Annotated in this window: 5 protein-coding genes; 3 read left to right on the top strand and 2 right to left on the bottom strand. The window is 72.8% G+C overall.

The features are described 5' to 3' along the window. Positions 1-949, top strand: a 949-nt coding sequence (locus tag GT030_RS10215) for an FUSC family protein (protein ID WP_161200823.1), incomplete at its 5' end; no start/stop codon positions are given. 26 nt (positions 950-975) lie between these two features. Then, complete coding sequence (locus GT030_RS10210; RefSeq protein WP_161200822.1) at positions 976-1,506, top strand: MarR family transcriptional regulator; 531 nt, start codon at positions 976-978, stop codon at positions 1,504-1,506. 9 nt (positions 1,507-1,515) lie between these two features. On the opposite strand, the gene GT030_RS10205 is transcribed toward GT030_RS10210, so the two are convergent. Then, the gene (locus GT030_RS10205) at positions 1,516-1,908 is read right to left on the bottom strand and encodes a VOC family protein (RefSeq protein ID WP_161200821.1); all 393 of its coding nucleotides are present in this window, start codon (positions 1,906-1,908) and stop codon (positions 1,516-1,518) included. Positions 1,909-1,976: 68 nt separating this feature from the next. Here GT030_RS10205 and GT030_RS10200 point away from each other — a divergent pair, with 68 nt between their 5' ends. Then, on the top strand, positions 1,977-2,513 hold the full coding sequence (locus tag GT030_RS10200; RefSeq protein ID WP_161200820.1) for a GNAT family N-acetyltransferase: 537 nt from the start codon (positions 1,977-1,979) through the stop codon (positions 2,511-2,513). Between the two features lie 12 nt (positions 2,514-2,525). On the opposite strand, the gene GT030_RS10195 is transcribed toward GT030_RS10200, so the two are convergent. Then, a complete protein-coding gene (locus GT030_RS10195) occupies positions 2,526-3,209 on the bottom strand; it encodes a glycerophosphodiester phosphodiesterase family protein (protein WP_161200819.1) in 684 nt (227 codons plus the stop codon). Between the last annotated feature and the right edge of the window lie 225 nt (positions 3,210-3,434).

The following is a 3,434-nucleotide window of genomic DNA, read 5'->3' as shown; positions in this document are numbered from 1 at the left end:
GGCCCTGCACACCGCCTGGCAGGCCCTCCGTTCCCCCGGTGTCCGCCCCGACCCCACCCGGCGAGCCCTGGAGAACCTGCTGCTCCGCGCCGAGACCGCCGACGCCGACCCCGGCCGGCTGCGCGCCTGGGCCGGGGCCCTGCGCGGCACCGGCCCGGTACCGCAAGCGGAAACCACCCACTCGGCCCTCCCGCACCCCCGGCCCGCCCGCATCCCCTTCAAGCACCTGGCCCCCATAGCCACCCGTACCGCCCTGGGCTGCGCGCTGGCCGGTCTGGCCGCCCTCTCCCTCGGCGTGGGCCGCCCCTACTGGGCTCTTGTCACCGCCGCATCCCTCTACCAGGCCAACGTCACCCTCACCTGGAACCGGAGCGTCCAGCGCGTCGTGGGCAACCTCCTGGGCGTGCTCGTATTCGCCGCGCTCACCCCGCTGACCCACCTCCACCCCGTCACGCTGATCCTGTGCTGCCTGGCGTGCAGCTTCGGCGCGGAAGCGCTCATCGCCCGCAACTACTGGCTCGGCACGGTCTGCGTCACGCCCATGGCCCTGCTCATCACCGAGTTCACCCACCTCCAGGACCCCGGCACGCTGATCACCCAGCGGGTGCTGGACACGCTGGTCGGTGCGCTGGCCGGGCTCGCCGCCGCCGTGCTGGTCACCAACCGGCGGGCCGGCGACCGCGTGCACGACGCCTTGACGGCCGTCGAGAACGCCGGCGCGCACACCGAGCACCTGCTGACCCACCCGGCGCCCCACGCCCTGCCGGCCGCCCGTCGCGCCCTCGCCGTGGCGCTCACCGACCTGCGTGCCACCACCGCCGCCGCGCAGGGGGAGTGGTGGCAACGGCCCTTCCCCTCGGAACGCCTCGCGCTCGCCGAGCAGGCCGGACACCGTACGCTCGCGGCGGCGGTACGGCACCGGGCGGCCGCACCCTTGAAGCAGGACTGACACGGCACCACGGAGGACACGCGGCCATGACGGACACGGGAAACCAGCACCCGAGGACGGACACCGTGGCCTCGGTCGTCCGGCAGTGGCGTGCCGTGCACCCCGCGCTGGACACCGGGCCCATGGAGGTCATCGGCCGGATCAACCGCTGCGCCGCCCTCCTCCAGCAGGCCGAGGACGCCCCGCTGCGCCGGGCCGGGCTCAGCCGGGCGGAGTTCGACCTGCTCGGCGCTCTCCGCCGTACCGGGCACGAACTGACGCCGGGGGAGCTGGCGCGGGAGACCTTCTCCTCCGGGGCGGCCGTGACCAAGCGGGTCAAGCAGCTCACCGAGCGCGGACTGGTCGAGCGGCGCGGCGACACCCGTGACCGCCGCGTCTCCCACCTCCGCCTCACCGACGCCGGACGCGACCTGGTGGACGGCATCCTGCCCGAGCAACTCGCCTACGAGGAGGCGGTGCTGTCCGTACTGACCCCCGTCGGCCAGGACGAGCTGTCCGGTCTGCTCGCCGGCCTGCTGGACGGTCTGGAGGGCCGGCTGGGCGCCCTGCGCGGCTGAAGCCGCGTGTCAGATGCCCGGCCGGTACCGCAGCGGATGGTCCGCCGGGGTCTCCACCAGCACGATCGGGATGCCGTCCGGGTCGGCGATCCACATCTCGATAAGCCCCCACGGCTCCCGGACCGGCGCCCGCACGATCTCCACACCCTCGGCCCGCAGCTCGTCGTGCGCGGCGGCCGCGTCCGGCACCTGGAGCCAGAGCCGCACCGACGGCGTGAGCGGGGTCTGAGAGCGGCCGGAGAGTTCGAGGAAGCCGCCGCCCAGGAAGTAGACGGTCCCACGCTCGGGCCCCTCCCCGAACTCGCGGTATACGGCGAGTCCCAGTTGTCCGCCGTAGAAGGCGCGGGAGCGCTCGGGGTCCGTGGGGCGGATGAGGGTCCGGCTGCCCAGTACATGCACCATGCGAGCGGAGCCTAGCGCCCGACTAGGCTCGTCCCTGTTCAGCCGCGCCCCAGATCGGAGTACACCCCATGGACACCCCCATCGGACCGACGTTCCGCGACGCCACCGACGCCGACGTGGACGACCTCGTCGCGCTGGTCGAGTCGGCGTACCGGGGGGACGCCAGCCGGGCCGGGTGGACCACCGAGGCGGACATCCTGGACGGGCAGCGCACCGATCCCGAGGGAGTGCGCCAGGTCATCAAGACACCGGACAGCAGGCTGCTCGTGGTGGAGCGGGAGGGCCGGATCGTCGCCTGCTGCCAGCTCGAACACCGGGGCACACACGCCTACTTCGGCATGTTCGCGGTCAGCCCCAGCCTGCAGGGGGCGGGCCTCGGCAAAACCGTCATGGCGGAGGCGGAGCGGCTGGCGCGTGCCGACTGGGGCGCCACCGAGATGCACATGACGGTGATCTCGGTCCGCGACGACCTGATCGGCTGGTACGAGCGCCGGGGCTACCGCCGTACGGGTGAGACGACCCCGTTCCCGTACGGCGATGAGCGCTTCGGCATCCCGCGCCGCCCCGACCTGCGCTTCGAGCTGCTGGTCAAGTCCCTGGTGTGACGGCGGGGCCGCCTACGCGGTGAAGCGGCCGGTGCGCTTGATGTCCGGGAGGTCGGTGGTCGCGCCGTCCAGCTGGAGGGCGCGCACCAGTCGCAGCTCGTCCTGGGTGTTCACCACCCAGGCGAAGACCCTCAGGCCCGCCGCGCGCGCCTTCTCCACGACCTCCAGCGTCAGCCTGCGGACGTCCAGACAGAGGGTCGCCGCGCCGACCGCGACCGCGCGGTCGGCCACCTCGGGGCCGTAGTGCTCGGCCACCAGCGCGGTGCGCACCCCCGGCACCAGCCGGGAGATCTCGGCGAGCGCCTCGTCGTGGAAGGAGATGACCTCCACGCGGGAGACCAGGTCGCGCCGGAGCATCACCTCCGCCAGCGCCTGCGCGGCGGCCACGTCCTTGATCTCGGCCTGGATCGGCGCCCGGACCGCGTCCAGCACCTCCTCGAACACCGGAACCCGCTCGCCGAGCCCCGCGTCCAGGGCGCGCAGCTCCGCGAGAGTCTTCTCGGCGATCTGCCCGGTGCCGTCCGTGGTGCGGTCGACCTCGGCGTCGTGCATGACGATCAGCGCACCGTCCTTGCTCAGGTGCAGATCGAGTTCGATCAGGTCCAGCCCGGCCTGCTCGGCGGCGGCGAAGGAACGGAGCGTGTTCTCGGGCTCGACACCCATGACCCCACGGTGCCCGATGGTAAGGAAGTTCAAGGTTCGACTCGCTTCCGTCGACGGCGGATCGGCTTTCGCGGACCCGACGGAGCGTCGTCGTCCGCACGCCTGGCTCGCAGCCTAACGGCGATGTCCCACCTGGGCGATCGCGTCGTTCCCCCTCGCGGTGCCGGAGGCTCAATGGCCAAAAACAGGGTGTTCGGTCACCCGCCCGGACCGCCACCACACCCGCAGTGAAAGTGAGCGCGGTCACGGTTTGAGGCG

This window comes from Streptomyces sp. SID1328, from assembly GCF_009865595.1.
GTDB classification, from domain to species: domain Bacteria; phylum Actinomycetota; class Actinomycetes; order Streptomycetales; family Streptomycetaceae; genus Streptomyces; species Streptomyces griseoluteus.
This window is presented reverse-complemented; position numbering and strand designations above follow the sequence as displayed.